Here is a 26,664-nt window from a genome sequence, read left to right as displayed (position 1 = left end):
CGGCTCACCTTCGGGGGAATGGCCTTACGGCCTCAACATTCATAATTGTAATGGAGTTTTACCATGCGCAAGATCGTTCTTTCCACGCTGACCACCCTCATGCTCCTCGCCGTTGCCGCCGTGGCCTTCGCCGCTGACGGCTCCGCCTCCAGCAGCTTCGGTCTCGCCGCCGCCGGCATCGCCCTCGGCATCGGCCTCGCCGCTACCGGCGGCGCTCTCGGCCAGGGTTCCGCCATCAAGGCCGCCTGCGAAGGCATCGCCCGCAACCCCGACGCTTCCGGCAAGATCTCCCAGTCCCTCATCCTGGGCCTCGCCTTCATCGAATCTCTGGTCATCTACGCCCTTCTCGTGGCGCTCATCCTGCTCTTCGTGAAGATGTAGTTGCATTTATCGGGCGGGGAGGATATATTCCTTTCCGCCCCTTATTCTTTTAACCGGCAAAAAACATGAACCAGACTCCCAAATACGAACATATCCCCCGCGCTACCATTCAGCGGCTCGCCACCTATCTTCAGGTTCTTGAAGCCATGGACAAGGATGGCGTCCAGGTCATTTCTTCCGAACCCCTTTCCCGGGCGTGCGATGTGAACGCCTCTCAGGTTCGTAAGGATCTTGCCTACTTCGGCGAATTCGGCGTTCGCGGCGTAGGCTATTATGTGTCTTATTTGCTGGAAGTCATCAAAGCCTGCCTCAACGCCAACCGCGAATGGCGCGCCGCCCTCGTGGGTGTGGGCAACATGGGCAGGGCTCTGCTCAATTACCAGGAATTTCGTCGGCACGGCTTCACCATCGTGGGCGCGTTCGATTGCGATCCGTTCAAAATCGGCGAAAAGCTCTACGGGCTGGAAGTCTACTGCACCAAGACGCTCATGGAAAAGGTGCCCGAACTGGGCATTGAAATCGGCATCATCACCGTTCCGCCGGAACGCGCACAGCGCGCGGCCACCCAGCTTGTGGACGCCGGCATCAAGGGCATTCTGAACTATTCCGCCGCCCGCATCACGGTGCCCGATCATGTGTTTGTGGAATACGTCAACTTCTTCCATCAGATTTACTCTCTGACGTTCAACATCTCCACGAAGCAGCGTTGATTTTTCCGGCGCCTGCGTCGCCGCCCGAAGCCGCCCGTCAAAAACGGGCGGCTTTTTTATTAAGGCCTTTAGGCAGTTGAGGGAGCGGAAGCGACCGAAACAGAAAACCACCCGCTTAGCGGGTGGACCACAAAATGGTTATACCTAAAAAAACACCTTTTCGATAAGACGGAGTTGTTCAGGCTCCCGTCCACATCGAAAAGGTGTTTTTTTATGGCGAAAGAACAAAATCTGGCACATACGAAATGGCTGTGTAGGTACCATATTGTCTTCACTCCGAAGTATAGGAGAAAAGTGATTTACGGGCAATACCGTGAAGAAATAGGAAAAATAATACGACAGCTTTGTAATTACAAGGGAATCGAAATTATTGAGGGACATATGATGATAGACCATGTGCATATGCTTGTCATGATACCGCCAAAGTATGCGATATCGTCGGTTATGGGGTATATAAAGGGTAAAAGTTCACTGATGATTTTTGATAAATTTTCCCAGCTGAAATACCGGTATGGCAATCGGAGATTCTGGAGCGTGGGATATTACGTCAGCACAGCAGGTTTGAACGAAGCAACGATCAGGAAATATATACGGGATCAGGATAGAGAAGATATCATGCTTGATAAGAGGACGTGCAGGGAATATACGGATCCGTTCAGTCCAAAGCAGGGAAAGCTCCTTGAGGAGCAGGCTACGAGTCAAAGTACATGGGGGCTTGAACTGTTGAAAAAAAGGCAGGGCGCCGACCAGAGAAGTTCAAGCCGGCGCCCTTAAGGCGCGAGTAAGTAACAAGCCCTTACAGGGCTGGTCAAGCCACCCGTTTTACGGGTGGTCCTGACTCCGGCGAACTTCCGTTTCCTGTTCTGCACGGCGGCGGAAAAGCAGCCGGAAGCAGCGATGCGCCTTTCGGCGCGGGCGTCTTATCGTCAGGGCTGGACGGACCCGACCTTCGGAAAAAGGCTCTCGGCCCGGCTTCCGCCTTCCCCCTCCCCCCGCCCGCATGAGATTTTTCCGTTCTCACGCGCTGCCGCAAGGTTTTTCTCTGACGGGCGGAGGTTTCGTCTTTTCCTGTGCGTTTTTCCGTCCGTCTTCGGCAGAGATGCCGCCTTGCGGGGACGGGAAACGGCAGTAAACCGGTCTTTTTTGTTTTTTCTGCGAAGTTTGTCGATAATGGGCGTTCTATCTACTTGCTCATCCGGCCTCCATAGCTTATCAATAAGGAAAGGGCGCGAGAGGAAACATAGCCGTCATATCCATGCTTCCTGCGCCTTTGAGAAGAAAGGCCGGATACATCCGGCTTGTACAAAAACGCTCTGAACCGGCTGCCGTCTCTGCCCCCGGTTCTTCAAGGAGATAGAAGAGTTATGGAAAAGTTGGATCTGCTGGCTCAGCGTATAGATGGCCTCATTCAGGAACTGGATCGCCTCCGCGAGGAAAATCATCAGCTCCGTGAGGAAGGCAAGCGTCTCCGTGAAGATCTGGAACTGGGGCAGATGGCCTCCGAGGAGCTTCAGGAGCAGCTCAACCGTGAACGCAGCGTTCGCGATGAGGCCTGCAACAGAGTCGACGAACTCATCAGCCGCATCCAGAGCACGCTTCCTGCCGCGGAACAGCAGCAGAACGGCTAACGGCAGGCGGCCGCCATGCACAGTTATCAGGTTGACCTTTGCGAAACGCATGTCGCCTTCCGTACCGAGGCCGACCCCGACAGGGTGGAAAAGGCCAGGAAGTATGTGGAAGAACGATATGCCAGGGTAAAGGCGCAGGGCGGCCAGTACGGCAGAGACAGGTTGATGGCCATGCTGCTTCTCAGCATGGCGGACGATCTGCTGGAACTGCGGGAGCGCACCAGCCGGGCGGATTCCCGGCTTGATGAGCTGCTGCAGAGTTTGAAGGAAAACACGCCGGGCGAAGGTGGGGAGGAGCAACCCGCCGAAAAAGAGGAGAAAACTCTTTCCCGGTAGCCCATATTCCCTGGGATGTGCGTGGGGAGCTAGCTTGCGCCGGCCTCACTAGCGTTAGCAGGGAGCCAGTCTCCGAAATGGTGTGCATACCCGCTTTGTGCGAGGCAGCCTGAAGTTTCGGACAGGCGCCCACTTGGAGACCACCAGGTCTCGTGCCAGCAGCTTTTCACGGCATCCCGGGTTCTTTTTTCCTTCTTTCGTATCTTGCCCACCTTCTTCGGCGGGCTTCCAGACACTCCTCTCAGGAGCGCGGTCCGGCCGCGCAAAGTCCGTCGTGCCCAGCGCACGGGCGGATCATATCGGGCGTTGCCCGTCAACATATCACAGGAACTACCATGGATGACATCATTTATTACGCCTTCGCGCTGGTCAGCCTTGTGGCCGGCGCGCTCCTCGGCGTCTTCATACAGCGGCATGTGACCAGCAAACGTATCGGCGAGGCCAACGAACTGGCCCAGCGCATCGTGGAAGAAGCGCGCAAGGAAGCTCAGGCCCAGAAGAAGGAAATCCTCCTTCAGGGGCAGAACGAGATTTTCAGCCAGAAACATGCCTTCGAGGCGGAATGCAAGGATCAGGAACGCGCGCTCAAGAACCGTGAGAAAAAGCTCCAGGACATCAGCGACCGCATGGAAGAGAAGATGGAGCGCATCACGCAGAAGGAGCACGACATTCTCGCTCAGGAAAAGGAGCAGACCCAGCGCGAACGCGTGCTGGCCGAAAAGGAGCTTCAGGTCGAGGCTACGCTGGATGAGCAGGAACGCCGCCTTCAGGAAGTTTCCGGCCTTACGGCGGAAGAAGCCAAGGCCCGACTTTTTGAGGAAATAGAGTCCCGCACGCGTCACGAGGCCGCCAAGATGATGCGCGTCATCGAGACGGAAGCCCGGGAGACGGCGGACCGCAAGGCCAAGGAAATTCTGGCCTGCGCCATACAGCGCTATGCCGGCGATTATGTGGGCGAGCAGACGGTGACGGCCGTAACCCTGCCCAGCGAAGACATGAAGGGCCGCATCATCGGCCGCGAGGGCCGCAACATCCGTGCTCTGGAAGCGGCTACGGGCGTGGACCTCATCATCGACGATACGCCGGAAACCGTCATCCTTTCCGCCTACAGCCCCATCCGCCGTCAGGTGGCCCGCATGGCTCTGGAGCGCCTCATTCAGGACGGCCGCATTCACCCCGCCCGCATTGAGGACATCGTGCACAAATGCGAGCAGGAACTGGAAGTGCAGATCCGTGAAGTGGGCGAACAGGCCACCTTCGACGCGGGCGTGCACGGCATCAATCCCGACATCATCCGTCTGCTCGGTCAGCTCAAGTACCGCACGAGCTTCACGCAGAACGTGCTGCAGCATTCGCTGGAAGTTTCCGCCCTCTGCGGCATGATGGCCGCGGAACTCGGCATGGACATCAAGCGCGCCAAGCGCGCGGGCCTGCTGCACGATATCGGCAAGGCCGTGGATCATGAGGTGGAAGGTTCCCATGCTCTCATCGGCGCGGATATCGCCAAGAAATACGGCGAAGGCAAGGATATCGTACATGCCATTGCCGCCCATCACGAGGATGTGCACCCCGAAACGGCGCTTGCCGTGCTGGTGCAGGCCGCGGACTCCCTTTCCGGCGCACGCCCCGGCGCGCGCAAGGAACTGCTGGAGAACTATGTCAAGCGTCTGGAGGATCTGGAGAACATTGCCGATTCCTTCGAGGGCGTGGCCAAGTCCTATGCCATACAGGCGGGCCGCGAGCTGCGCGTCATCGTCAATTCCGACAATGTGGACGACGACAGCACCTATCTGCTCTGCAAGGACATTTCTGCCAAGATTGAGGAAAACCTCACCTACCCCGGCCAGATCCGCGTGACCGTCATCCGCGAACGCCGCGCCGTGGGCTTTGCCAAGTAGCTTCATACCGTTGTTATGAACGCGGCTTATCATGGCCGCGTTCATCGTTTTTCCATAAGGATGCGTTCCATGTTCCAAGCCCCTTCCGATTTTACGCCTGATTTTTCCAAAGCCGGAGGCCTTGTGGCCGCCATAGCTCAGGACGCCGCCACCGGCGAAGTGCTCATGCTCGCCTGGATGAACCGGGAAGCCTGGGAAGCCACCCTTGCCACAGGCGAGGCGCATTACTGGAGCCGCAGCCGCCAGAAGCTGTGGCACAAGGGGGAAAGCTCCGGCAACGTACAGAAGGTGCTGGCCATCCGTCTCGACTGCGATTCCGACGCCGTGGTGCTGGAAATCGAGCAGGTGGGCGGTTCCGCCTGCCATACCGGCAGAAGAAGCTGTTTTTACCGCCGGATCACGCCCGGGAGCGGGGAAGTATCCCTCTGCTGCCCGCAGGTCTTCGATCCTGCAGAAGTGTATAAGAAGTAGAGGCTCAAAGCATGAAAGCTCAGCTCAAGCTCGGTATCCCCAAGGGATCTCTGGAAGAAGCCACCATCGCCCTTTTCGACAAGGCAGGATGGAAAATCCATAAGCATGTCCGCAACTATTTTCCCGACATCAACGACCCGGAACTGACGGCCAGACTGTGCCGAGTCCAGGAAATTCCCGAATACATCCAGAACGGTATTCTGGATGTGGCCCTCACCGGTAAGGACTGGCTGGAGGAACGCGGCGTTTCCTACGGCGGCAAGGAAGACAGCGACGCTCCCGTGGTGGTGATTTCCGATCTCGTGTATTCCAAGGTCTCCAACCGCAAGGCCCGCTGGGTGCTGGCCGTGGCCGGGGATTCTCCCTATCAGTGCGCGGCCGACCTTGAAGGCAAGCGTATTTCCACGGAACTTGTGGGCGTGAGCCGTCGTTACTTCGAGGAAAAGGGCGTTCCCGTCCAGATCAACTATTCCTGGGGCGCCACGGAAGCCAAGGTGGTGGAAGGCCTGGCAGACGCCATTGTGGAAGTGACGGAAACGGAAACCACCATCCGTGCCCACGGCCTGCGCGTCATCGACGAGGTCATGGCCAGCAATACCGTGCTCATCGCCAACCGCGACGTGTGGAACGACCCGGAAAGCCGCCGCAAGATCGAGCAGATCGACCTGCTTCTGCAGGGTGCGCTTCGTGCGGAAAGCCTTGTCTGCCTCAAGATGAACGCTCCCACCGCCCGTCTGGACGCCATTCTCGCGCTTCTGCCCGCCCTGAATTCTCCCACCGTGGCCGCGCTGCGCGATCCGGCCTGGGTGTCTCTGGAAACCGTGGTGGATACCCATGTGGTGCGCGACCTTATTCCTCAGCTGCATGAACTGGGGGCAGAAGGCATTCTGGAATACAGCCTCAACAAGGTCATCTAGTTTTTTTCTTTGACAAAAAAGGCCGGAGTGCGTGTTTTTCGTACTCCGGCCTTTTTTGTTGCGCATACTCCGCCGTAACTATCTCCGTGCTGCGGAAGTCCTGCCGGGGCAGGACGGCCTTTTGCTCCGGCATATGGCAAAAAGGAAGGCGCCGGAGAATATGCGGCGCAGGCGGCAGAGTGTGTTTCGTACCGGAACACCAAGGCGCTTCGATACCGGCCCTTCATGAGCACAAGGAGGCGCTGCCGGGCGGGGCCGCACGGAAGGAGCCTTCCTTCGGCCTGCAGGATCCCGTTTTTTGCCGCATACAGGCCTTCTGCGGTGCGCCAGGGGAAGTTTTCTGCCCGGCATGTGCGTCGCCGCTTTGGAGCGGAAGCCTCCGGGAAAGGGTGATGGTCCGTCAGAGCCTGGCGCATCGTTTTTTCGGCAGAAGCGGGACAACGCGGGCCTTGTTTCCGCGGGCGCATCCTGACCGCAGGCTTTTTCATCCTGCGGAAACGTCTGTCCGCGTATGGATGCGGGGAGATTCCTGCTCCGCCATGGAGCAGAAGGCTGCAAAAAAGGCCGCCGTTTCGCAGGAAACGGCGGCCTTTTCATGGTAAGGGAGAAGCTTACAGGAACATGCCGGGGTTCGCCACGGAAACAAGATCCCGCTTCATGAGCTCTTCGGCAATCTGCACGGCGTTGAGAGCCGCGCCCTTGCGCACGTTGTCGGCCACGATCCACAGGTTCAGGGCGTTTTCGCAGCTTTCGTCTTCGCGGATGCGGCCCACGAACACGTCATCCTCACCGGCGGCGTTCACGGCCAGGGGGTAGAGGTTGGCGCGGGGGTTGTCCAGCACCTGGATTCCGGGAGCCTGCGAGAGAATGACGCGGGCCTGGGCGGCGGTGAGCTTCTTTTCCGTTTCGATGTTCACGGATTCGGAATGGCCGAAGAACACGGGAACGCGCACGCAGGTGGCCGTCACGCGGATGTTCGGATCGAGCATCTTGTGCGTTTCGTTCACCATCTTCATTTCTTCCTTGGTGTATTCGTTTTCCTGGAAGACGTCGATGTGAGGCAGGCAGTTGAAGGCGATCTGATGGGGATAGGCCTTGGGTTCGATATCCTGCATGTTGAAGAGACGGCGCACCTGGGTTTCCAGTTCGTCGATGCCCTTCTTGCCCGTTCCGCTCACGGCCTGCATGGTGGTCACCACGATGCGCTTGATGACGGCGGCATCGTGCAGGGGCTTCAGAGCCACCAGCATCTGGATGGTGGAGCAGTTGGGGTTGGCGATGATGCCGTTGTGCTTTTCCAGATCGTCGGGGTTCACTTCGGGAACCACGAGGGGGCAGCGCTCATCCATGCGCCAGGCGCTGGAGTTGTCCACCACCACGCAGCCGGAGGCCACGGCATGAGGCGCAAATTCCGTGGAAACGCTGCCGCCGGCGGAGAAAATGGCGAGATCGATGCCCTTGAAGGAGTCCTTCGTCAGTTCCTTGACCGTGATTTCATCGTCTCCGAAGGGAACTCTGGTTCCGGCGGAACGGGCGGACGCAAGGGCGGTAATGGAAGCGCAGGGGAAACGGCGTTCGGCGAGGGTTTTCAGCATCTCGCGGCCGACGGCGCCGGTAGCGCCGCACACTGCAACATTAAGGGACTTCTTCATGGCGGGAAACTCTCCTGTTCCAAACCTGCGTAAAAATCGCAAGTTTTGCATTATTGTAAAACGGATCTTTGCACCTGTCTTGCTCACATGTCAAGTCATGCGTTCTTTTTCTTTAAGTTTTTGCCAAGAGTGAAAGTAAAATCGGCAACTTGAAGGGATGCTTCATTTTTCTTCCTCCCGGAGAGGAAGGACTTGCGATGTTTTACGTCTTGGTTATGATGTCGGCAGGAGGACGCGATATGAGAATATTCCTTTTCCCGTTTGCGATCATGCTCCTGTCCGTATGCTGTCTTGCCGGCTGCCTGAGCGAAGACCGCCTCGACGACGTGAAGGTCGACGGCAGCATGACCACCGTGCTCGGCACGGGCAGCGGTTATTCCGGCGGTGGCGGTCAGATGCGGACCGGCATCAGTTTTTAGTTTCCCCCATCCTCAACCCAGGTCATCCCGATGCTTGCCATTCTCGACTACAAGGCGGGAAACCAGACCAGCGTTCTGCGTGCGCTGCGTTCTCTGGGCGTTCCGGCCGAGATCACGGCCGACCCGTCGACCATACTTGCCGCCGAGGGCGTGATCTTCCCCGGCGTGGGCGCGGCCGGACAGGCCATGGCCCAGCTCACCTCCACCGGCATGGACAAGGTCCTCCGAGACGTTGTGGCCATGCAAAAGCCTCTGCTCGGCATCTGCCTCGGCTGCCAGATTCTTCTGGAACACAGCGAGGAGAACGATACCCGCGCTCTCGGTATTCTGCCCGGCGTCTGCCGCCGTTTCCTGCCGGAATGGAAGGACGGCGGCGAACTCATCCGCATTCCTCACATGGGCTGGAACACGCTGGAGGTGAAGCGGCCCTCCGTGCTTCTGGAGGGGGTGGATAAGGACGCGCGCTTCTATTTCGTGCACAGCTATTATACCGAACCTGCTCCCGAGCTCGTCATTGCCACGAGCAGTTACGGGTGCGAGTTCACGGCGGTGTACGGCCGCCCCGGACTCTGGGCCGTGCAGTTTCACCCCGAAAAGAGCGGCCGCCCCGGGCTGAGGCTGCTGACGAATTTTTACGACTACTGCAGGGAGGCCGCCCGTGTCTGAGAAAAGCCGTCTGAGCAAAAGGCTCATTCCCTGTCTCGACGTGCGCAACGGCCGTCTGACCAAGGGCATCAGGTTCAAGGGCAACGTGGACATCGGCGATCCGGTGGAAACCGCGCGCCGCTATTATGAGGAAGGCGCGGACGAAATCGTCTTCTACGACATCACGGCTTCCTGCGAGGCGCGGGGCATTTTTCTCGATGTCGTGGAGCGTGTGGCGAGCAATATCTTCATTCCTTTTTCCGTGGGCGGAGGCATTTCCTCGGTGGAGGACATGCGCGCCGTGCTGCTTGCCGGGGCGGAAAAGGTTTCCGTGAATTCTGCCGCGGTGAAGGATCCCTGGCTCATCAGCCGGGGGGCGGACGCCTTCGGTTCCCAGGCCGTGGTGGTGGGCATGGACGTGAAGCGCGTGGACGTGAGCGAGGCGTGTCCTTCCGGCTATGAAATCGTCATACACGGCGGCCGCAGGCCCATGGGCATCGACGCCGTGGCCTGGGCCCGCCGCTGCGAGCAGCTCGGGGCCGGCGAACTGTGCGTCAATTCCATTGATGCCGACGGCACCAGGGACGGGTACGAGCTTACGCTCACCCGTATGATCTGCGATGCGGTGACCATTCCCGTCATCGCTTCCGGCGGCGCCGGTGCGCCCGGACATCTGGTGGATGCCGTGACATCGGGCGGAGCCTCCGCCGCGCTCGTGGCCTCCATCGTGCACTACGGGCAGTACACCATCGCGGAGCTCAAAGATTACATGGAAAAGGCCGGAGTTCCGGTACGGAAGGTATAGTTTCGCCCCGCCTCCGGCGCGCATTGTTGCGGCCGGAAGGCAAAGAGCCTATGCTTGCCGCTTCCCTACGCCATCATCCGAGGAGTACCCACATGTCTCACGATTTTCCCGTACGCCGCGCGCGCATGGAATATGTCTGCATGAACTGCGGCCGCCGTCATCCGGTGGACGCCCTTCTTTATACCTGCCCCGACTGCGGCGGCGTTCTTCTGCTTGAGGACCTTGACTTCGATGAAATGAAGGAAAAGGGCGCTCAGTACTGGCGCGACCTCTTCGATGCCCGCCGCGCCACCCGCACGTCCGCCCTGCGCGGGGTGTTCCGCTTCTACGAACTCATGGCTCCCGTGCTGGAGGAAGAGGACATCGTCTACCTCGGCGAAGGCGACACGCCCATCATCGAGGCTTCCGCAGAGCTTGAGAAGAAAGTCGGCCGCCGCTTTGCCTACAAGAACGACGGCATGAACCCCAGCGCGTCTTTTAAAGACAGAGGCATGGCCGGGGCCTACAGCTATCTGAAGTCTCTGGTGCGCAGGAACGGCTGGAAGGAAGTGCTCACCATCTGCGCCTCCACGGGCGATACTTCGGCAGCCGCGGCCATGTACGGGGCCTATGTGGGCGCGCCCATCCGCACCGTGGTGCTTCTGCCCCACGGCAAGGTGACGCCCGCGCAGCTTTCCCAGCCTCTCGGTTCCGGCGCGCAGGTGCTGGAAGTGCCCGGCGTGTTCGACGACTGCATGAAGGTGGTGGAATACCTGGCCGAACATTACCGCGTGGCGCTGCTCAACTCCAAGAACAGCTGGCGCGTGCTCGGGCAGGAATCCTATGCCTATGAAGCGGCCCAGTGGTACGGCTGGGACATGGCGGGCAAGGCCCTGTTCATGCCCATCGGCAACGCGGGCAACATCACATCCATGATTTCCGCCTGTCTGAAGATGCACCGCCTCGGCATCATCGAGGAACTGCCCCACATCGTGGGCGTGCAGTCCGAACATGCCGACCCCGTGTGGAGATACTACAGCACTCCGAAGGAGAGGCGCGAATATCATCCCGTGACCGTACAGCCCAGCGTGGCGCAGGCGGCCATGATAGGCAATCCCGTTTCCTTCCCCCGTGTGAGGAATCTCGTGGATCGCTTCGAAGCTGCGGGCGGCCGTTTCGATGTGGTTCAGGTGACGGAACAGGCCATCATGGATTCCATGATTCTCGCCAACCGCCACGGACACATCGCCTGCACGCAGGGCGGAGAAAGCTTTGCGGGTATGCTGAAGGCCGATGAACTCGGTCTGCTCGGCAGAGAGGAATTCTGCATTCTCGATTCCACGGCCCATGCCCTGAAATTTGCGGGATTCCAGAACATGTATTTCGAGGATTCCTTCCCCGCTGAATACGGCGTGAAGGCCCGTCCCGAGCTTGTGAACCATCCGAAGCTTCTGCTCACCGCCGAGGAGCGCGCCGCCCTGCCCGAAGGGGAGTTCACCCGCGCCGCCGCCCTTGCCGTGGCCGAAGCCGCGGGGCTGGACGCCAGAGCTTGATCGGGCGCGTGTTCGCAAAGGCCCGGATACGGGCCGTTTGCGGAGAAGCCGCTTGACAGCGTGTGTCTCACAGGCTATCCATCATTCATCGGATACTCCAGACAAGTATCCCGACTCAACTCGGAATTATTAACTAGTGCCGGACCTTGTTTCGGCCGAACATTGGAGGCTGTTATGGGCTACAAGATTACTTTTGACGCTGACAAGTGCGTCGGCTGCGGCCAGTGCGTGGATATCTGCCCCGTGTCCGTCTGGGAAATGCACGACGGCAAGAGCGATCCCGTGAACGCTGAAGAATGCCTTGGCTGCGAATCCTGCACCGGCGTTTGCGAACACGACGCCATCACGATCGAAGAAGACTAACGATCGGCCGTTCCGGCGAGGGCGGCTTTGTCCGCCCGGATTCCGCGTGTTCCGCGCAGAATCCGTAACGACTCGGAGTCGCCCGTGAACGCCGACGGATCCGCCGTTTTCCGGCGGTCCGTGTGAGCCTGTTACCGCCGGATGGGCTTTGCTCATCCGGCGGTTTTTTAACCGTTTTCTGGTGGAATGTATGAAGATCAACCCGGAATTGGACGCTATATTTCAGGAGTATGATCGGCTTGTCGCCCAGGCCGATCAGCTTTTCGACCGTGTGAAACAACAGTTTCCCGAAGAAGTGGCCTGCACCACGGGGTGCAGCAGCTGCTGCCATGCCGCCTTCGACCTTTCTCTCGTGGAAGCCATGGCGCTGAACCGCGCGTTCAACAGGGAGTTCGATTTCGGTATCCGCCGTTCCGCCGTGCTTCAGGCCGCAAGCGACGCCGACCGTCAGCTCACCCGCCTGAAGAAGCACTATTTCCAGCAGGCCCGCCAGGGCATGTCCGATGAGGATATCATGGTGGAGGCCGCGAAGGAGCGCGTGCGCTGCCCGCTGCTCGGGCTCGACAATACCTGCATTCTTTATGAGCACCGCCCCATCACCTGCCGGCTGTACGGTATTCCCACCTCCATCCACGGCAAGGCCCACGTCTGCGGGGAATGCCGCTTCAGAAAGGGACAGCCCTACCCCACCGTGGCGCTCGACCGCATTCAGGACCGCCTGGCGGACATGAGCCGCCGCATCGGCGCGGCCGTGGGCTCCCGCTTCCGTGAGCTGCATCGCGTGTATGTGCCCGTATCCATGGCCCTCATCACCAAGTACGACGATGCCTATCTCGGCATAGGGCCCGCCCCCAAGGAGTAGCCATGTCCATAGCTCCGCTTCTGCGCAACGAGAAGCCCCGCAGCCTTACGGCGGAAGAGGAAAAGCTCAAGCGCGATCTGTACGAGAAGATTCCGGCGCGCCGCCGCAAATTCATCGACCGTATCGGCTATGAGAACTGGGACCCCTTCCCCGAGCCCAACGAGCCCATAGAAATCCGCAAGGACGTGACGCAGCGCACGGCCCAGCAGCTCATGCAGGAATTCATCCGCTACAAGAAGTGCGAAGCGCAGCTTTCCGGGGAATCGGGGCCCAGCGAAGCGTTCATCCAGGGCGTCATGGAAGGCGCCGTGGCCGTGGTGAACAAGCAGGAAAAATTTCTCGGCACCTTTGAATTCGCCGTCTGGTACCAAGAACTCCTAAAAAAGGAAGGTCATCACTGATGAAAGACCGCTATACGGACATTCACGAATATGTCCATGATCTTCAGGAAGCCATTGAAAAAGACCCGAAATGCGCCATTCATCACTATAACCTCGGCGTTGCCATGCTCTCGCTCGGCGACTACACCGAGGCTGAGGAATGCTTTCTGAACGCCGTTCGTCACTCCGCTCACATGGCGGAAGCCTTTGTGCAGCTCGGCGGCCTGTGCCTGCGCCGCGGCGACCTCGACGGATGCATGCAGTACAACAAGGAAGCTGCGGAATGCCGCGCCAAGTTTCCCGTTGCCTGGGGCAACATAGGCTTTGTTCACCTGCAGAGAGGCGAAGTGGACGAAGCTATCGCCGCGCTTCACAAGGCTCTCACATGGGATCCCAAGTACATTCAGGCACGTGCCACCTTCGCTTCCGCCCTTTACATGAAGGGGGAATATGAAAAGAGCGCCGAAATGAGCAGAATGGTTCTTGAACAGGAACCTTCCTTTGCTCCGGCCTGGAATAATCTTTCTCTTGCCTGCCTTGAACTCGGAGATGTGGAAAAAGCCAAGGAATACGCCCAGAAGGCGTGTGAATTCGGCTACGATGTTTCCGACGATTACTGGAAGCTGCTCGAGGAATCAGCGAAAAAAGCCTAGTTGGAGCTTGCGGAAAAAAGACTTTTTCTGTAGGAAGAGCGGGCAGGTTCACGAGAATTTCACCGGCGCGCGGGCCCGAAAGGGTTTCGACGTCGCCGGTTTTGTCGTTCATAACGGCCGTGCTTTTCGGCTCAGCTGCCTTCCGGCCCTTGAGAATGGAGGGTTTTGCCGCCGGACAAATACTTGTCAATAAAGCACGAGTTTGTTATTGAAGGTACAAATGGGCCTGAGGAGAGATTGTTTTTAATTTTTTAAGCAGGGGACTTTTTTATGGCAAATGAAAACATTGTCGTTGACGATGGCCGTGCGAAATGGTCTGACCTTTGGCTGAAGGAAGACTATTGGGCGATCTGGATCGGCTTCTTCATCCTGATTATCTCCGGCCTCATCATGATGAATGGTCGTGCCGACATCGAGGCTCAGCTCAGCAAGTATGACGCCATCATCACCGCTGAGAAGGCCAAGCCCATCAAGACCATCGAGCTCATTCAGGCTCAGGCCGCCAAGAAGGGTGTGGCGGGCAACAAGCTTCCGGCCGCCAAGACCATCATTTCCTACCTGAAGACGCCCGCCAAGTGGTCCGGGAATCCTCTTGATTCCTTCATCACCCATGCCGACGCCTCCGCCAAGCCTGCGGCCGAAGCTGCCGCCAAGGCCGCCGCTGAAGCTCTGACCGCCGCCAAGGCCGCTCAGGACGCCGCTTCCGCCGCTTCCTTCCAGAACGCCGACCTGAACAAGGCCGCCGAAACCGCCATCGCCGACTGGCAGAAGGCCGACAGCGCCGCCGCCAAGGCCAAGGCCAAGGTCGGTTCCGACACCAATCTGATCCCTAATCTCATCATTCTCGGCATCGCCCTCGGCGTGATCACCGCCGTCGGCATGGGCGTCATGGGCTTCAACATGGTGCAGTACTTCATCGGCTTCCTCGGTGTGTACGTGCTGTGCCTGTTCGCCAACTTCCTCGGCGGCTACAAGCCCACGGCGACCTACGGCCTGAATGCTGAAATCTGGTCCATCATCGTCGGTATGGTCGTCGCCAACACCATCGGCACGCCCAAGTGGATGAAGCCCGCCGTGCAGGTGGAATACTTCATCAAGGCCGGCCTCGTGCTGCTCGGCGCCGAAGTGCTCTTCAACAAGATCCTCGCCATCGGCATTCCCGGCATCTTCGTGGCCTGGGTGGTCACTCCCATCGTGCTCGTGTCCACCTACATCTTCGGCCAGATCGTGCTGAAGATGCCCTCCAAGACCCTGAACATCACCATCTCGGCCGACATGTCCGTGTGCGGTACCTCCGCCGCCATCGCCGTGGCCGCCGCCTGCCGCGCCAAGAAGGAAGAACTGACCCTGTCCGTGGGCCTCTCCATGGTGTTCACCGCCATCATGATGATCGTCATGCCTGCCTTCATCAAGGCCGTCGGTATGCCTGAAGTGCTCGGCGGCGCCTGGATCGGCGGCACCATCGACGCGACGGGCTCCGTGGCCGCCGCCGGTGCCTTCATCGGTCCCAAGGCTCTGCAGGTTGCCGCTACCATCAAGATGATCCAGAACGTCCTCATCGGCGTGAGCGCCTTCTGCGTGGCCATCTACTTCGCCACCAAGGTCGAAGCTCATGAAGAAGGCGCGAAGGTCGGTCCCATGGAAATCTGGAACCGCTTCCCCAAGTTCGTCATCGGCTTCCTCACCGCCTCCATCGTGCTGTCCACCATCGCCGGCAACCTCGGCGCTGATCTCGGCAACGCCCTGATCTCCAACGGCACCAACAAGATCACCGTGCCTCTGCGCGGCTGGTTCTTCGCTCTGGCCTTCATCTCCATCGGTCTTGCCACCAACTTCAAGGAACTCGCCGGTTACTTCAAGGGCGGCAAGCCCATCATCCTGTACGTCTGCGGTCAGTCCTTCAACCTGGCTCTGACCCTCCTGATGGCCTGGATCATGTTCTACAAGGTGTTCCCGGAAATCACCGCGAGCATCTAACGCGTGAACCTTTGAAACCTTGCCCGCACCGCCTTTCAGCGGTGCGGGTTCTGGACGTGAAATGACAACTCTCTCCTCTTCCAGCAGAAAGGTCGCATGGCTCAAGCTCATTGTGCTCAGCGCCGCCGCATGGCTTTTTCTGGGTGAATTTCTGCCGTGGGTGTATGATGTGGTTCCGCCGCTTCGCCATTCCCGCGATCAGCAGGCCAAGTACGACATTTCCGCCGGAGCCATTTACTATACGGATGTGCCGGTCTCTCTCGAAAGTGAGATGGCCTCCCGCGAGGCTGTGCAGAAGGCCATAGAACTTCGGGCCTCCTCCATGTAGCTTTGTCCCGTCAGGGACCTCGTAAAATGCCGCAGGCAGACGCCTTCGGCATTTTTTTTAGGCATGAAATGCCTATTGTTCTCGCGGTGAGCACTGTGGTATGGTAGGCCGGCACGCCGGGCCTTGTGATGAAGAAGGGCCGGCGCCTAATCTTTATTCATGGAAAAACATATGCAGCATCTCGAAAGCATGGGGGACAAGTGGTTTGTCCTCGGAGTCGGTTCTGAAGATATTCTCGGCGTCATGTCCACCACTCTGGAACATGGCGGAAGCCGTCCCGTATGGGGCATGAAGAACGAAAGTGTGGAGCGCATTCTCATGGCCTGGCCCAGTGAGTCGCTTCTGCGCACGTCCGTGCTCATGGTGGGCAAGCCGGAAGGCAAGCTTTCCGCCGCCGCGGTGACGCCCTTCATGGAAGGTTTCGCCAATCAGCTCACCATCAGGGACACCTATGCCTGGAAGGGCGGACATGCGGGCGAAATTCTGGCCGAACCGGAAGATTTTCCCGGTCTGTGGTTCTACGATCCTCTCTTCTTCCGCGATACGGAAGGCGACGTGAAGGGCAAGACCTGTACCTTCGTGCTTTCCGGCCTCTGCTTCGGCATCCGCCGAGCGCTTCTGGACGAGCTGACCGTTACGGAAGGTCCGGCCTATGAGCGCCATGCTCTGGAATGGATGAAGGCCAACCCCACCAAGACGCGCCTCGACGTGCCTCCGCTCAAGCTTCCCCTCAAGGGAAGAACCCTTATGGATCTGGGTGAGCATTACAGCGAATATCAGTGCCATGCCTCCATTTTCGACGTGGACAGCTTCATGTTCGGTCCTGAGAAGGGACAGATCAGGATATACCGTTTCGGCATAGCCTTCGGTAATCCCGAAAAGCCGGTCTACGCCATCATCTACGCCCCTGAGAAGGTGTGCCACAAGGGCTATGTGCCCAAGGAAGGCGATGATGTGGATATGGTGTTCTGGCTTCAGGGCCGTGTCGACGATACGGCGGGCAGCCTGGCCCCCTCCGACGCCGCAGAAGAAGAGGAACATGCGTAAATGGCCGGACTGAAGGATACCGTGCTGCGCGTGGCGGGCGTCATCGAGGAGTCCATCGTCGACGGCCCCGGGCTCCGTTTCGTGCTTTTTCTTCAGGGCTGCCGTATGCATTGCAAGGGCTGCCAGAATCCCCAGACCTGGGATTTCGAGGGCGGGACTCCGGTTTCCGCCGAGGATATTCTCGCCCGCATTCAGGGCGATCCTCTGGTGCACGGTATCACCTTCAGCGGCGGCGAGCCTTTCGAACAGGCGGAGGCGCTGCTTCCCCTGGCCGCCGAGCTGAAAAGGCGCGGTTATCATCTCATGGCCTTCAGCGGCTACACGCTGGAGCAGCTTGTTCAGCGGCAGGAATGCCGTGAGCTGCTTTCTCTGCTGGATCTTCTGGTGGACGGGCCTTTCGTGGAGGAACAGAAATCTCTGGAACTTCGTTTCCGGGGATCGCGCAATCAGCGTATCCTGAACATGGCGGCCACCCGGGAAAACGGCTGGCAGGCCGTGCCGGATGCCCTGAACGGTCCCATCATACGCTAGGCGTATGATGGTTTGACGGCATGTGTGAGCCCGTCGCCGAAAGGCGGCGGGCTTTGTCTTTAACGCTTCCCTGCGGAAGGGGAATGTTTTCTGCTCCTGGGACGGCAGCAGGGCGTCGGCATACCGGATGCGCCGGAGTTGCGGCTATCGCCCTCATGCCGTGTCTGCGGACGAAGCAGAGGCGGGGTGCGGGAAGTCTGCACGACGTCTTCTCCGGTCCGTTGTGTGCCGGGGAATGGAAGCTTTTCCGGCAAAGGCGTCCGGGAATGTTTCAGACGGAGCGGGAAAGAAAACGTATGCCGTGCCTCGGTTCCCTTAGCGGAGAAGTTTTGGCAAAACGGCTCCTGGATGTGGAAAAAAGCGCGTCAGAGGATGTGTCGACGACGTTTTCCGGGGAGAAGTTCATTGCCCGGAAACGGAGAAAAAGAGCGGGAAAAGGGCGTGCAGGACGCAAAAAAGGGGGGACGGATATCTTTTCCCCTGCTGCAGAGAGTCCCGGATTCGGAACACGGGGGGCGGCATGGGATGACGGCGTTTTTCATGTCCGCCGCACGGCTGCCGGAAGGCAGCCCGGTGCGGAAAAAGAAAAGCGGGAACGGATTGGCTCCGTTCCCGCCTTCATCGCCTCGGAGGACGAAGGGTTACTTCCAGTTGTCCATGCTGCAGTGCTTCACACGGTCGCGTTCTTCGGCGGCCTTGCCGTCGTTGAAGCGGTCGAGGGTGCCTACAAGGTAACCGGTGATGCGGCGGATACGCTCGAACTTGACATTGGAACCGACGAGAATCTGGTCGGTGGCGGCAGCCACATCGGATTTGCAATGAACCATGAGACGCTCCTTAGAGTTTGATATTGGCAATTTTGTCGTGGGCTTCGCTGCGTTCGTCGCTGGTGCGGCTGTCGTGTATGTAGCCCTTGATCTGTTTCAGAACGGAAAGGGGGATGCCTTCGCCGTCGTGGCGTCCGCAACGGGGACAGACATCGCCGATGATGCCGGTGTAGCCGCAGACCGGGTCGCGGTCCACGGGGTGGTTGATGGAACCGTAGCCTATGCCCATTTCCTTCATGGCCTTGACGATGTCCTCGAAGGCCTGGAGGTTGTTGAGCGGATCACCGTCCACTTCCACATAGCTGATGTGCCCGCCGTTGGTGAGGGCGTGGTAGGGGGCTTCGAGACGCAGCTTGTTGAAGGCGTTGATGGGGAAATACACCGGAATATGGAAGGAGTTGGTGTAGTAGTCCCTGTCGGTGATGCCGGGAATGTTCCCGAAAAGCTTGCGGTCGTATTTGACGAAGCGGCCGGCGAGACCTTCGGCGGGCGTGGCGATGACCGTGAAGTTCAGGCCGGTTTCCTCTCCCTTGGCGTCGGCGCGTTCACGCAGGGTGCGCACGATGCGCAGCCCCAGTTCCTGAGCCTCTTCCGATTCGCCGTGATGGACGCCGATGAGCGCCTTCAGGCATTCGGCAAGGCCGATGAAGCCCGTGGTCAGGGTACCGTGCTTGAGCACTTCGCCCACTTCGTCGTTGGGGGCGAGATCGTCGGAATCGAGCCAGATGCCCTGTCCCATGAGGAAGGGATAGTTGCGGCAGCGCTTGTGGCTCTGGATTTCCAGACGTTCGAGAAGCTGGTCGAAGACCAGGGTGATCTTCTCGTTGAATTCTTCAAAGAAGCCTTCCACATCGCCGCGATGCTTGAGGCCCAGGCGGGGCAGGTTGATGGACGTGAAGGACAGGTTGCCTCTGCCGAAGGTGGTTTCGCGTTCGCTGTCGTAGCGGTTGGCCATGACGCGGGTGCGGCAGCCCATGTAGGCCACCTCATGGTTGGGATCATCGCCCTTGAGGTAGGGGGCGTTGAACGGCGCATCCATGAAGGAGAAGTTGGGGAACAGCCGCTTGGCGGACACGCGGCAGGCGAGCTTGAACAGATCGTAGTTCGGGTCGCCGGGGTTGAAGCTGTAGCCGTCGCGCACCTTGAAGATGTGGATGGGGAAGATGGGCGTTTCGCCGTTGCCGAGCCCCGCATCTTCGGCCAGCAGGGTGTTCTTGATGACCATGCGGCCTTCGGGCGTGGTGTCCGTGCCGTAGTTGATGGAGCTGAAGGGCACCTGAGCGCCGGCGCGGCTGTGCATGGTGTTCAGATTGTGCAGCAGCCCTTCCATGGCCTGATAGGTGTCCTTGTCCGTCTTGGTGATGGCCTTGTCGATGACATGATCGGCCTCGGCCGCAGGCAGGCGCTTCGTGAGTTCGCCGCGCACGAAGGCGAGACCTTCCTCATTAAGAATGGAACGGAAGGAGGCGTATTCCCCCGTGGGGAAGGCATGGGCGCGCAGAGCGGTCTTCACGTCGTTGCGGAAGTCCTCTGGAGCGTCGCGCATGTCGAGAGCGAGGTCGATGTTCTTGATGAAGCTGCGGGCCACGCCGGGAGCGAGACCGTACTCGAAGTTGGGAATGCTCTGCCCGCCGTGCTGGTCGTTCTGGTTGGACTGTATGGCGATGCAGGCCAGGGCGCTCGCGCACTGGATGCTGTTGGGCTCGCGCAGGAAACCGTGACCGGTGTTGAAACCGCCGTTGAACAGCTTCTTGATGTCGATCTGGCAGCAGGTCGTGGTCAGCGACAGAAAATCGAGGTCGTGGATATGGATGTCGCCTTCCTCATGGGCGCGGCTGAATTCGGGCGAGAGCAGATAATTCTTGTAGAAGGCCTTGGCCGCCTCGCTGCCGTAGCGGAGCATGGTGCCCATGGGGGTGTCGCCGTCGATGTTGGCGTTTTCGCGCTTGAGGTCCAGCTCCTTGGCGTCGGTGAAGGAAAGGTCCTTCAGCGTGTTCATGAGGCCGGTCTTCATTTCGCGCACGCGGGTGCGCTCGTTGCGGTAGAGAATGTACGCCTTGGCGGTGCGGGCGTGCCCGGCTTCGATGAGGGCCTTTTCCACCAGATCCTGCACATGCTCCACGTCCGGGGTGTCGTTGCCCTCGGCTTCGAGCATGTCGAGCACCTGATCGGCCAGATTGCGGGACATGGCGCGGTCGGTGCCGCCCTGAGCTTTTGCCGCACGAAAGATCGCCTCATCTATCTTGGCTATGTCGAAAGGAACCACGCGCGAATCTCGTTTCTTGATGAAGCGGATCATACCTTCTCTGAAACCTCTGAAAACTTCATCCTGGCGGGAACCAGGGAATGCGCCGAAAATTCGGCTTTATGACAACATATTGGTTATACTGACAAAAACAGCCGGAATTCCATATTCTTAGAACAAGGTTTTCAGGCGTCGTCCAAGGGTGGGAACCCATATTTCCCTACCCTGAGAAGAAGAGCCTAGCCTGCCGGAAGGAGCGGGTCAAGCGTCGTTCGGAAAAGAACGGAGGGTTAGGGGAAGTTCTTTTCATGAGATGTGACTGAGGGCGCGGCTTCGGCGCAGTCCAAAAAAATTTTTTGTGCGGGAAGAGGGCGGGGACGGGGCGCGTCGCACTCTTGACAAGGGGAAAAGTCGCGGGTAAAAGATGGTCACGCAGTGGAAGGTAAGGTCCATTTCGGATCTTGCCTTTCTTACATCCTGATGCACCGCGCAAGGCGGTCTGGTGGGGTGGCCTGACGACGGCCTCCCTTTTTTTATTATATAAGGTATATTGCATGGGAAAAGGTCTTTCTGCTGAGCAGATCATCCGCCGTGTCCGTGAGGCGGCGGAGCCCGTGATCGCTTCCTTCGGCCTGATGCTCTGGGGCATTGAACTGGTGGCCGGGGGGCGCACGGTGGTGCGTGTGTATGCGGACGCTCCGGCGGGTCGCGCCGATGCCGGAACCGAGGGCAACGGCGAAGACGGCGTGCTGGAAGGCGTATCCGTCGATCAGTGCGCGGAAATCTCCCGCATGGTCGGGCTGGCCCTGGAAGTCGACGAGGTGTTTTCCGACGCCTGGGTGCTGGAGGTTTCCTCCCCCGGTCTGGACCGCATGTTTTTCGAGCCCGCCCAGCTTGTTCCCTATGTGGGGAGCGACATCGACGTCACGCTTACGGATCCCCATCCCGACATTCCCGGGCGGCGCAAGTTCAAGGGGCCGCTCAAGTCCGTTTCCGACGGACAGTTCGTCATGGAGGTGCCGCTCATGCCCGCTTCGGGCGAAAAGCCCGAGCCTGCGGATGTTACCATCCGCTGGGACAGGGTCAAGAAGGCGCGCCTCATTCCCGTTTTTCCTGACACCAGCAAGCCCGGAGCCGGAAAGAACGCAAAGAAAGCGTCCGGCAAAGGCGGAGGTAAGAAAGCATGAGCCTGGAACTGAAGAAAGCCATTGAACAGATCAGCAAGGACAGGGGGCTCGACCGCGACATGCTCGTGAGCACCCTCGAGGAAGCCGTGCGCACCTCCGTGACGCGCAAGTACGGCGACGATCTGGACGTGGAAGTACATTACAGCGACGATACCGGGGACATTGAGGTCTTCCAGTTCAAGTTCGTGGTGGAAGAGGTGGAGGACCCCCTCACCCAGATTTCTCTGGAGGAGGCGCGTCAGCACGATCCCTCCATCCAGATCGACGACGAGATGGGCTTCCGCCTCAAGGTGGAGGACCTCGGCCGCATCGCCGCCCAGTCGGCCAAGCAGGTGATCATCCAGCGCATGCGCGACGCCGAGCAGGAACTCATCTACGAGGAATTCAAGGACCGCGTGGGTGAGATCGTCAGCGGCATGGTGCAGCGCCGCGACAAGGGCGGCTGGGTCATCAACCTCGGCCGCACCGAAGCGCTGCTCCCCCGCGAGGAGCAGATTCCCCGCGAGCATTACAAGCGCAACGACCGCATCCAGGCCCTCATCATCGACGTGCGCCGCGAAGGCCGCGGCCCGCAGGTGATCATTTCCCGCGCGCACCGCGACTACATGGCCGCCCTGTTCCGCCGCGAAGTGCCGGAAGTGGACGACGGCAGCGTGCAGATCATGGGCGTGGCCCGCGACCCCGGTTCCCGCGCCAAGGTGGCCGTGCTCTCCCGTGAGCGCGACATCGACGCCGTGGGCGCGTGCGTGGGCGTGCGCGGTTCCCGTATTCAGAACATCGTGCAGGAGCTGCACGGCGAGCGCATCGACATCGTGGTGTGGAATCCCGACATCGCCACCTATGCCCGCAACGCGCTGGCTCCGGCCGTGGTTTCCCGCATCAACGTGGACGAAGCCTCCAATCTGCTGGAAGTCACCGTGCCCGACGATCAGCTCACCAACGCCATCGGCCGCAAGGGGCAGAACGTCAAGCTCGCGGCCAAGCTGCTCGGCTGGAAGATCGATATCTTCACCGAATCCCGCTACCATGAAGCCAACGCCGCCGGACGCGGCCTGGAACAGGTGGCCAGCGTGGCCGAAATTGCGGTGGACAAGCTGATGGAAGCCGGATTCCGTTCTCTGGACGCCCTGCGCGGAGCCACCGATGCGGAACTGGCGGAAAAGCTGGAGCTTACCGACGCCCGCATCGCCGATCTGCGCGCCGCCGTGAACTTCCTCAGCCCCGTGGTGGAAGGCGTTTCCGGGGAAGAGGAAAAAACGGAAGCGGGAGAGGAATAGCAGCATGGCGGAAAGGCAGGGACCCGTCCGCATGTGTGTCGTATGCAGACGGCGCTTTGCCAAGTCGCAGCTCATGCGTCATGTGCCTGCCCCAGAAGGCGTCGCCGCCGGGAACGGGCTTGAAGCAGATGAAGCTCAGACAAGGCCCGGCAGAGGCTGGTATGTATGCGATGACCCGCATTGCCGGGAACGCTTCGCAGGCATGAAGTTCAGGCGTAAATCTCATAAGGGGAGCAAGAATGGATAGGATAAAGATAAAGGATGCCGCAACCGAGCAGGGCATGAAGCCCGAAGAACTCGTGGCCCGCCTGCGCGAGGCCGGGATAGAAAAGACGGTAAAAGGTTCCCTCTCCCCGGAAGAATACGAAAAAGTCAAGGTTAAAAAGTCGGAGGCCTCTGTGGAAGTTGTCCGCAAGGATGTTATTATACGTCGTCGTTCCAAGCCGGCAGCAGCGGAAGCTCCTGCCGCGCCCGTAGTGGAAGAGAAGGCTGCGCCCGCCGAGGCCGCGCCCGCGTCCGCTCCCGAAGCCGCGCCCGTGGAGGCGAAGGCCGCTCCTGCCCCGGAAAAGGCTCCTAAAAAGGCCAGAAGCCCCCGTGAGGCCGCTCCCGTGGCCCGCATCGTGCGTCCCGCCCGCGTGGTGACGCCGGAGCCCGCTCCTGCCGCCGTGGTGGTTGCTCCCGCTGCTTCTGAGGAAAAGAAGGTGGAAAAGCCTGTGGAAAAAGCGGCTGAAAAGCCCGTGCAGGCCGCTGCCGTCGTTGTCGAGGCTCGTGCCGAAGAACCCCGTCAGGACAAGGCTGTCCGCGCCCGCAAGGTGGACGTGCCCGCCGCCCGTATCGTGACGCCGAAGCCCGCGCCTGTGGAAGCGAAGCCTGCCGCCGCAGAGGAAAAGCCCGCCGCCGAAGTGAAGGCCGATGCCACCAGGGGGGATCGCCCCCGTCGCGCTCCCGCTGCGTCTGCGGAACCGGAAGGTTCTTCCCAGCCCAGCCTGCTGCCTCCGGTGCAGGAACGCCGTCACGCCCCTGAGGAAGGAGAAGGCGAGGATTCCCGCAAGAAGGCGCAGCCCGTCGTTGCGGACGGCGCGCCCCGCGTGCGCGTGATTTCCCGTCCCGATCCCACGCAGGCCCGTATAGTGCGCCCGGCTTCTCCTTCGGAAGGCCGCTCCGGCCGTGACGGCGACAGCCGCCGCGACGGCGGACGCCGCGATATGCGCGACTCCCGCGGTTCCCGTCCCGATGCCCGCGACGGACGCGATTCCGACAACCGCGACCGCGAAGGCAGAGATCGCGACAACCGCCGTTCCTCCGGCAACCGTCCTTCCGGCGGCCGTTCTTCCGGCGGCGCGCCCTTTACGCCGCCCTTCGGCCAGCAGCCTCCCATGGAAGGGGAACAGAGCCGCAAGAAGCGCAACAACAAGAGCCGCCGTTCCGTGGACTTCCCTCAGGATTCCGATGATTTCAGCCGCCGTCACGGCGGGCCCGACATGGACGATGATGAAGGCATGGTGCGTACCCGCCGTTCGCACAAGCCCAAGAAGCAGCAGCATCAGGCTCCCAGCCAGTCCACCCAGCCCATGAAGGCCGCCAAGCGCAAGATCCGCGTGGAAGAATCCATCCGTGTGGCGGACATGGCCCATCAGATGGGCGTGAAGTCCAGCGAGATCATCAAGATTCTCTTCGGCCTCGGCGTGATGGCCACCATCAACAACGCTCTGGATATCGATACCGCCACGCTGGTGGCTGCGGAATTCGGTTATGAAGTGGAAAAGGTGGGCTTCTCCGAAGAAGCGTATCTGCTCCCCGCTTCCGCCGATACGCCGGAAATGCTCAAGCCCCGTCCTCCGGTCGTGACCATCATGGGCCACGTCGACCACGGCAAGACCTCCCTGCTCGACGCCATCCGCAAAACCAGCGTGACCAGCGGCGAAGCGGGCGGCATTACGCAGCATATCGGCGCCTACCACGTCAAGACCAAGCGCGGCGACATCGTGTTCCTCGATACGCCCGGTCACGCGGCCTTCACCGCCATGCGTGCCCGCGGCGCTCAGGTGACCGACCTTGTGGTGCTCGTGGTTGCCGCCGACGACGGCGTCATGGAACAGACCCGTGAAGCCATCAACCACTCCCGTGCGGCCGGTGTGCCCATTCTGGTGGCCGTGAACAAGATCGACAAGGAAACCGCCAACCCCGACCGCGTGCTCCGCGAACTCTCCGAGCTGGGCCTCCAGCCCGAAGAATGGGGCGGCGATACCGTGGTGGGCATGGTTTCCGCCAAGACCGGCAAGGGCCTCGACGACCTTCTGGAACTCATCGCCCTTCAGGCCGAAATCATGGAACTCAAGGCCAACCCCGACAAGCCCGCCCGCGGGCATGTGGTGGAAGCCAAGCTCGACAGAGGCCGCGGCCCCGTGGCCACCGTGCTGGTGCAGGAAGGCACGCTCCATCAGGGCGACGTCTTCGTGTGCGGCGTGTTCTCCGGCCGCGTGCGCGCCCTCTTCAACGATCAGGGCCGCAAGATCAAGGAAGCCGGACCTTCCATGCCCGTGGAAATCCAGGGCTTCGAGGGCGTGCCGGAGGCCGGTGAAGAGTTCGTGTGCCTCGAGGACGAAAAGACGGCCCGCCGCATTGCCGAATCCCGTGCCACCAAGCTCAGGGAAAAGGAACTGGCCAAGGTCTCCCGCGTGACTCTGGAGAACTTCCTCAAGCAGAGCGCGGACGCTCAGGAAACCCTGGTGCTCAACGTGGTGCTCAAGGCCGACGTGCAGGGTTCTCTGGAAGCCATTACCGAATCGCTGCGCAAGCTCAGCACCGAGAAGGTGCGCATCGACATCATCCACGGCGGTGCGGGTGCGATTTCCGAATCCGACGTCATGCTGGCTGCGGCCTCCAACGCCATCATCATCGGCTTCAACGTGCGTCCCACGGCCAAGGTCAAGGAAGTGGCCGAACAGGAGCAGGTGGATATCCGCTTCTACGACATCATCTACAAGCTTGTGGATGAGATCAAGAGCGCCATGGCGGGCCTTCTGGCTCCCGTGTCCAAGGAAGTGTACCTCGGTCAGGCGGAAGTGCGTCAGACCTTCTCCGTGCCCAAGGTCGGCCTTATCGCGGGCTGCATGGTTACGGACGGCAAGCTCACCCGTACCGCCAATGTGCGCCTGCTGCGCGACGGCGTGGTGGTGTACACCGGCAAGATCGCTTCCCTCAAGCGCCTCAAGGATGACGCCCGTGAAGTGGTCCGCAACCTGGAATGCGGCGTGGGCCTTGAGAACTTCCACGACATCAAGATCGGCGACGTCATCGAAGCCTTCGAAATGGTGGAAGAGGCGGCCTCCCTCGACTAAGGGCACGGCACGCCGGAAGGCGGAGCCATACAGATGAAACACGGGCGGAAAGCACATGCTTTCCGCCCGTTCCTTTTAAGTCGTATCTTCCAGAGGGGAAAAAGCGGAAAAGAACGAAGCATGAAAGAGAGGCGGATGTCTTTTCCCTCTTCTGTCGCCTTGTGCAGCTCCTTTCCGGGAAAAGGGCAGTGGGGGTGCCGTAAGGAAGAAATGCCTCTCTGCGGCCCGAATAGAGGCGAAAAAAGGTAAGAA

At 59.9% G+C, this 26,664-nt stretch carries 26 protein-coding genes, 1 other RNA gene and 1 pseudogene; 25 read left to right on the top strand and 3 right to left on the bottom strand.

The features are described from left to right. Positions 1 to 63 precede the first annotated feature (63 nt). From atpE to hisG, 9 genes and pseudogenes are all read left to right on the top strand, one after another. On the top strand, positions 64 to 381 hold the full coding sequence (gene atpE / locus CZ345_RS15840) for an ATP synthase F0 subunit C (RefSeq protein ID WP_077074017.1): 318 nt from the start codon (positions 64 to 66) through the stop codon (positions 379 to 381). 65 nt (positions 382 to 446) lie between these two features. Then, positions 447 to 1,091, top strand: a complete 645-nt coding sequence (locus CZ345_RS15835; protein ID WP_077074016.1) for a redox-sensing transcriptional repressor Rex — start codon at positions 447 to 449, stop codon at positions 1,089 to 1,091. A gap of 213 nt (positions 1,092 to 1,304) precedes the next feature. After that, positions 1,305 to 1,748: pseudogene (gene tnpA / locus CZ345_RS15830) on the top strand (IS200/IS605 family transposase); the annotation flags it as partial. 707 nt (positions 1,749 to 2,455) lie between these two features. After that, a complete protein-coding gene (locus CZ345_RS15825) occupies positions 2,456 to 2,719 on the top strand; it encodes a hypothetical protein (RefSeq protein WP_077074015.1) in 264 nt (87 codons plus the stop codon). A gap of 15 nt (positions 2,720 to 2,734) precedes the next feature. Further along, a complete protein-coding gene (locus CZ345_RS15820) occupies positions 2,735 to 3,055 on the top strand; it encodes a cell division protein ZapA (RefSeq protein ID WP_077074014.1) in 321 nt (106 codons plus the stop codon). Between the two features lie 4 nt (positions 3,056 to 3,059). Further along, positions 3,060 to 3,242: non-coding RNA, 6S RNA (gene ssrS, locus CZ345_RS15815), on the top strand. A 148-nt stretch (positions 3,243 to 3,390) separates the two neighbouring features. Beyond that, positions 3,391 to 4,953 (top strand): ribonuclease Y, encoded by a 1,563-nt coding sequence (gene rny, locus CZ345_RS15810; RefSeq protein WP_077074013.1) that lies wholly within the window; start codon positions 3,391 to 3,393, stop codon positions 4,951 to 4,953. Positions 4,954 to 5,022: 69 nt separating this feature from the next. Continuing rightward, positions 5,023 to 5,424 carry a phosphoribosyl-AMP cyclohydrolase gene (gene hisI, locus CZ345_RS15805; RefSeq protein ID WP_077074012.1) on the top strand — a complete coding sequence of 134 codons (402 nt, stop codon included), beginning with the start codon at positions 5,023 to 5,025 and terminating at the stop codon, positions 5,422 to 5,424. A gap of 11 nt (positions 5,425 to 5,435) precedes the next feature. Then, entirely contained in the window at positions 5,436 to 6,341 is a 906-nt protein-coding gene (hisG, locus tag CZ345_RS15800; RefSeq protein WP_077074011.1) for an ATP phosphoribosyltransferase, read from the top strand. A gap of 611 nt (positions 6,342 to 6,952) precedes the next feature. Here the strand turns inward: hisG and CZ345_RS15790 are convergent. Beyond that, positions 6,953 to 7,993: an aspartate-semialdehyde dehydrogenase gene (locus CZ345_RS15790; protein WP_077074009.1), complete on the bottom strand. Its 1,041-nt coding sequence runs from the start codon at positions 7,991 to 7,993 to the stop codon at positions 6,953 to 6,955. 239 nt (positions 7,994 to 8,232) lie between these two features. Between CZ345_RS15790 and CZ345_RS15785 the strand changes: the two genes are divergently transcribed. The 12 genes from CZ345_RS15785 (at position 8,233) to nrdG (ending at position 17,535) form a co-directional block, all read left to right on the top strand. Further along, entirely contained in the window at positions 8,233 to 8,412 is a 180-nt protein-coding gene (locus CZ345_RS15785; protein ID WP_077074008.1) for a hypothetical protein, read from the top strand. A gap of 30 nt (positions 8,413 to 8,442) precedes the next feature. After that, positions 8,443 to 9,078, top strand: a complete 636-nt coding sequence (gene hisH / locus CZ345_RS15780) for an imidazole glycerol phosphate synthase subunit HisH (RefSeq protein WP_077074007.1) — start codon at positions 8,443 to 8,445, stop codon at positions 9,076 to 9,078. Continuing rightward, positions 9,071 to 9,862 carry an imidazole glycerol phosphate synthase subunit HisF gene (gene hisF / locus CZ345_RS15775; RefSeq protein ID WP_239446715.1) on the top strand — a complete coding sequence of 264 codons (792 nt, stop codon included), beginning with the start codon at positions 9,071 to 9,073 and terminating at the stop codon, positions 9,860 to 9,862. The genes hisH and hisF overlap by 8 nt, the downstream gene beginning before the upstream one ends. Positions 9,863 to 9,954: 92 nt before the next feature. Continuing rightward, entirely contained in the window at positions 9,955 to 11,394 is a 1,440-nt protein-coding gene (gene thrC, locus CZ345_RS15770; RefSeq protein ID WP_077074006.1) for a threonine synthase, read from the top strand. Between the two features lie 174 nt (positions 11,395 to 11,568). Continuing rightward, positions 11,569 to 11,757 carry an indolepyruvate ferredoxin oxidoreductase subunit alpha gene (locus CZ345_RS15765; protein WP_077074005.1) on the top strand — a complete coding sequence of 63 codons (189 nt, stop codon included), beginning with the start codon at positions 11,569 to 11,571 and terminating at the stop codon, positions 11,755 to 11,757. A gap of 196 nt (positions 11,758 to 11,953) precedes the next feature. Next, on the top strand, positions 11,954 to 12,619 hold the full coding sequence (locus tag CZ345_RS15760) for a YkgJ family cysteine cluster protein (RefSeq protein WP_083717599.1): 666 nt from the start codon (positions 11,954 to 11,956) through the stop codon (positions 12,617 to 12,619). A gap of 2 nt (positions 12,620 to 12,621) precedes the next feature. After that, a complete protein-coding gene (locus tag CZ345_RS15755) occupies positions 12,622 to 13,020 on the top strand; it encodes a hypothetical protein (RefSeq protein WP_077074004.1) in 399 nt (132 codons plus the stop codon). After that, positions 13,020 to 13,652, top strand: a complete 633-nt coding sequence (locus tag CZ345_RS15750; RefSeq protein WP_077074003.1) for a tetratricopeptide repeat protein — start codon at positions 13,020 to 13,022, stop codon at positions 13,650 to 13,652. Before CZ345_RS15755 ends, CZ345_RS15750 begins: the two co-directional genes overlap by 1 nt. A gap of 270 nt (positions 13,653 to 13,922) precedes the next feature. Further along, positions 13,923 to 15,629, top strand: coding sequence for a YeiH family protein (locus CZ345_RS15745; RefSeq protein WP_077074002.1), 1,707 nt, complete (start codon positions 13,923 to 13,925; stop codon positions 15,627 to 15,629). Positions 15,630 to 15,690: 61 nt separating this feature from the next. Then, positions 15,691 to 15,957, top strand: a complete 267-nt coding sequence (locus CZ345_RS15740) for a hypothetical protein (RefSeq protein WP_077074001.1) — start codon at positions 15,691 to 15,693, stop codon at positions 15,955 to 15,957. A gap of 171 nt (positions 15,958 to 16,128) precedes the next feature. Further along, positions 16,129 to 17,004 (top strand): hypothetical protein, encoded by an 876-nt coding sequence (locus CZ345_RS15735; RefSeq protein ID WP_144277396.1) that lies wholly within the window; start codon positions 16,129 to 16,131, stop codon positions 17,002 to 17,004. After that, a complete protein-coding gene (gene nrdG, locus CZ345_RS15730; protein WP_077073999.1) occupies positions 17,005 to 17,535 on the top strand; it encodes an anaerobic ribonucleoside-triphosphate reductase activating protein in 531 nt (176 codons plus the stop codon). It abuts the gene before it with no gap. 641 nt (positions 17,536 to 18,176) lie between these two features. Here the strand turns inward: nrdG and nrdD are convergent. Both nrdD and CZ345_RS15720 read right to left on the bottom strand, forming a co-directional pair. After that, positions 18,177 to 18,362 (bottom strand): anaerobic ribonucleoside-triphosphate reductase, encoded by a 186-nt coding sequence (nrdD, locus tag CZ345_RS15725; protein ID WP_077073998.1) that lies wholly within the window; start codon positions 18,360 to 18,362, stop codon positions 18,177 to 18,179. A 10-nt stretch (positions 18,363 to 18,372) separates the two neighbouring features. Next, positions 18,373 to 20,661 (bottom strand): anaerobic ribonucleoside triphosphate reductase, encoded by a 2,289-nt coding sequence (locus CZ345_RS15720; protein ID WP_077073997.1) that lies wholly within the window; start codon positions 20,659 to 20,661, stop codon positions 18,373 to 18,375. A 500-nt stretch (positions 20,662 to 21,161) separates the two neighbouring features. Between CZ345_RS15720 and CZ345_RS15715 the strand changes: the two genes are divergently transcribed. The 4 genes from CZ345_RS15715 to infB are packed head-to-tail and all read left to right on the top strand — an operon-like array spanning position 21,162 to position 26,412. Then, positions 21,162 to 21,794, top strand: a complete 633-nt coding sequence (locus tag CZ345_RS15715) for an LSm family protein (protein ID WP_077073996.1) — start codon at positions 21,162 to 21,164, stop codon at positions 21,792 to 21,794. After that, complete coding sequence (nusA, locus tag CZ345_RS15710; RefSeq protein WP_077073995.1) at positions 21,791 to 23,071, top strand: transcription termination factor NusA; 1,281 nt, start codon at positions 21,791 to 21,793, stop codon at positions 23,069 to 23,071. Before CZ345_RS15715 ends, nusA begins: the two co-directional genes overlap by 4 nt. 4 nt (positions 23,072 to 23,075) lie before the next feature. Beyond that, positions 23,076 to 23,318: a YlxR family protein gene (locus CZ345_RS15705; RefSeq protein WP_077073994.1), complete on the top strand. Its 243-nt coding sequence runs from the start codon at positions 23,076 to 23,078 to the stop codon at positions 23,316 to 23,318. Next, a complete protein-coding gene (gene infB / locus CZ345_RS15700; protein WP_077073993.1) occupies positions 23,311 to 26,412 on the top strand; it encodes a translation initiation factor IF-2 in 3,102 nt (1,033 codons plus the stop codon). Before CZ345_RS15705 ends, infB begins: the two co-directional genes overlap by 8 nt. Positions 26,413 to 26,664: the final 252 nt, after the last annotated feature.

Source organism: Mailhella massiliensis, from assembly GCF_900155525.1.
GTDB classification, from domain to species: Bacteria; Desulfobacterota; Desulfovibrionia; order Desulfovibrionales; family Desulfovibrionaceae; genus Mailhella; species Mailhella massiliensis.
This window is presented reverse-complemented; position numbering and strand designations above follow the sequence as displayed.